2 protein-coding genes are annotated in these 3505 nt (G+C 72.7%); both read left to right on the forward strand.

The window, feature by feature from the left end:
- A partial coding sequence (locus tag ACFYWI_RS38325; RefSeq protein WP_389240786.1) for a condensation domain-containing protein occupies nt 1-2034 on the forward strand: 2034 nt, incomplete at its 5' end.
- Nucleotides 2031-3505 (forward strand): condensation domain-containing protein (locus tag ACFYWI_RS38330; RefSeq protein WP_389240788.1); only part of this gene is annotated, 1475 nt, incomplete at its 3' end. The genes ACFYWI_RS38325 and ACFYWI_RS38330, both read left to right, overlap by 4 nt.

Raw genomic sequence — 3505 nt, forward strand, 5'->3', positions numbered from 1 at the left:
ATCGAAAAAGTCCTCACCGACCACCCCGACATCACCCACGCCGCCGTCACCCTCCACAACGACCACCCCGGCAACACCCGCCTGATCGCCTACGTGGTCATGAGCGCCACGGCATCGGCGGAAAGCCTGCGCGAGTTCGCGCGGCGGCGGCTGCCGGACTACATGTTGCCCTCCGCGCTGGTCCCGCTGGACCGCCTCCCGCTGACGGCCAACGGCAAGCTCGACCGGGCCGCGCTGCCCACCCCCGCCCCGGCCGCGCAGGCGCACGCGCCGAACCGCGAGCCGTCGTCCGCGCGCGAGCGGCTGCTCGGCGAGCTGTTCGCGCAGGCCTTGGGGGTGGACCGGGTCGGTCCCGACGAGGACTTCTTCGCGCTCGGCGGGGACAGTATCGTCTCGATCCGCCTGGTCAGCCTGGCGCGGTCGGCAGGTATCGGGTTCGCGGTCCGGGACGTCTTCGAGCAGCGGACGGCGGCCGGACTGGCCGAGGTCGCCGAGGAAACGGGCCCGACGGCCCCGGAGGCCGACGCCTCGGGCATCGGCCCGGTGGAACCGACCCCGATCATGCGCTGGTTCGACGCGCGCGGCGGTGAAATCGACCAGTTCCACCAAGCGATGCTGCTGGAGGTACCGGCCGGTCTCGGCGAGGACCGTCTCACCGCAGCCGTCCAGACACTCCTGGACCACCACGACGCGCTGCGGCTGATCCGGAAGCCCGGCGGCACGGCCGGGCTGCCGTGGTCGCTGGAGGTTCGGCCGGTTGGCACCGTGTCGGCCGCCGGCCTGGTGCACCGCGTCGACCTCGGCGGCGCCGCCGTCGACGAGGCGCTGATCCGCAGCCACTTGGCGGCGGCGGCCGCCGGCCTGTCGGCCGAGCGGGGTCTGCTGCTCCGGGCCGTCTGGTTCGACGCCGGACCGGCTCTCCCCGGTCGGCTGCTGTGTCTCGTCAACCATCTGGTGGTGGACGGCGTGTCCTGGCGGATCCTGCTCCCGGACCTGGTCGCCGCCTGGGAGGCGGTCGCGCTCGGCCGCCCGCCCCGGCTGGATCCGGTGCGCACCTCGCTGCGTGGCTGGTCGCGGCTGCTGATGGCGGAGGCCCGACAGCCGACCCGCGCCGCGGAGGCGACGCTGTGGACCGACCTGCTCGCCGCGGCCGACCCGCCGCTGACCGCCGGCCGACTTGACCCCGGGAGGGACACCGTCGGCCGGGCCCGCGACCTCACGCTGTCCCTCCCGCCCGAGGTCACCGCCCCGCTCCTGACCACGGTGCCCGCGGCCTTCCACGCCGGGGTCAACGACGTTCTGCTGACAGCGCTCGCCCTGGCGGTCGCCCAGTGGCGCCGCGGTCACGCCCGCGGGCGGCACACGGCGCTGCTGGTGGACGTGGAGGGGCATGGCCGCGAGGACATCATCGAGGGCACGGACCTGTCGCGCACCGTGGGCTGGTTCACGTCGCTGTATCCCGTACGGATCGACCCGGGCCCGCTGGTCTGGGAGGAGGTCGTCGGCGGCGGACCGGCCGTCGGGCCGGCGCTGAAGGGAGTCAAGGAGCAGCTGCGGTCACTGCCTGACCGGGGCGTGGGCTTCGGTCTGCTGCGTCACCTCAATCCCACGACGGGGCCGGAGCTGGCCGGACTCACCGTGCCCCAGTTGGGGTTCAACTACCTCGGCCGGTTCCCGGCGGCGGGCACCCCGCTGGTTCCCGGCAGTCCGGCGTGGACGGTGGCGTCGGAGACGGGCCTGCTGAGCGGCGCCGATCCGGCTACCGCCCTGGCGCACGGACTGGAGGTCAACTCGATGGTGCGCGACGCCCCCGACGGGCCGTGGCTGGAGGCCGTCTGGACGTGGGCTCCGGATCTGTGGCCCGAGCAGCACGTCCGTGTCCTCGCCGAGCACTGGTTCCAGGCGATCCGCGGCGTGGTCCGGCATGCCGATCGGTCCGACACCGGTGGTCACACGCCCTCGGACTTCCCTCTGACCGAACTCAGCCAGCAGGACATCGAGCAACTCGAAGCCGCGTGGAGGATTCAGAAATGACGTCGTCGGGCCTGGAAGACATCCTGCCCCTCTCCCCGATGCAGGAGGGACTGCTGTTCCACTCCCGCTATGAGCAGGATGGCGCGGACGTCTACGCGGTGCAGCACGTCTTCGACATCGAGGGCACCCTCGACGGGGCGCGCCTGCGGGCGGCGGTCCGCGCACTCATGCAGCGGCACCCGAATTTGCGTGCCGGTTTCCGGCAGGTGGACTCGGGACAGACCATTCAGCTGATACCGCGTGAGTTCACGCTTCCCTGGCAGGAGTTCGACCTCTCGTCGCTCCCCGCCGCCGAGGCGGAAGCGGAGCTGATGCGGCTCGCCGCCAAGGAGCACGGCCGCCGCTTCGACCTGGCCGAGCCTCCGCTGCTGCGCTTCTCCTTGGTGCGGCTGGCCGCGGAGCACCACCGCCTGATCATGTCCACTCATCACATCCTGCTCGACGGCTGGTCGACGCCCATCCTCGTCCGCGAGTTGATCACGCTGTACGGCAGCCACGGCGACACGGCCGCGCTGCCCCGGGTGACCCCGTACCGGCAGTACCTGGAGTGGCTCGCGCGGCAGGACCGCCCGGCGGCGGACGCCGCCTGGCGCGAGGCGCTCGCCGGCCTGGAGCAGCCGACCCTGCTCACGCCGGTGGATCCCGGGCGCGCCGCGCTGATGCCGGAACGGATCACCGTCGAGCTGGACGAGGATCGCACGACGGCGCTCACCGAGTGGGCGCGGCGGCACGGCGTGACCCTGAACACCGTCCTGCAGGCCGCCTGGGGTCTGGTGCTGAGCCGGCGCACGGGGCATGACGACGTGGTGTTCGGAGCCGTCGTGGCGGGACGCAACCCGCAGTTGCCCGGCGTCGAGGCCATGGTGGGTCTGCTCATCACCATGGTGCCCGTCCGGGTCAGGCTGGACCCGGCGCAGTCGCTGCTGTCCGCCGTCGTGCGGCTCCAGGACGAGCAGTCGCGGCTGACCGCGCACCACCACCTCGGGCTGGCCCGCATCCAGCAGCTCGCCGGGCTGGGCGACCTCTTCGACACGTCCCTGGTGTTCGAGAACTACCCCTGGGACGCCCCCGCCGACCCGTCGGGCACCCCACTGCGGATCACTCCGGACCTCGGCGGCGGGCGGGACGCGACGCACTATCCGCTCACCCTGATCGCCGCCCCGGGCCGGCGTCTCTACCTGCGCCTGGACTACCGCGACGACCTCTTCGACCGGGCCATGGCCGAGGGGCTCGTCGACCGGCTGATCCGGGTGCTCGACCTCGTCGTCACCGATGCCGACCGGCCGATCGGCCGGATCGACCTGCTCTCCGACGAGGAGCGGCAGGACCTGCTCGTCACCCGCAACGACACCGTCACGGCGACCGGGGGCACGACGCTGCCGGGGCTGTTCGAGGCGCAGGCCGAGGCGAACCCCGACGCGGCCGCCGTGGTCTGCAACGACACCACCCTGACCTACGCCGAGCTCAACAT

This window comes from Streptomyces sp. NPDC002889 (assembly GCF_042888425.1).
In the GTDB taxonomy this organism is placed as follows: Bacteria; Actinomycetota; Actinomycetes; order Streptomycetales; family Streptomycetaceae; genus Streptomyces.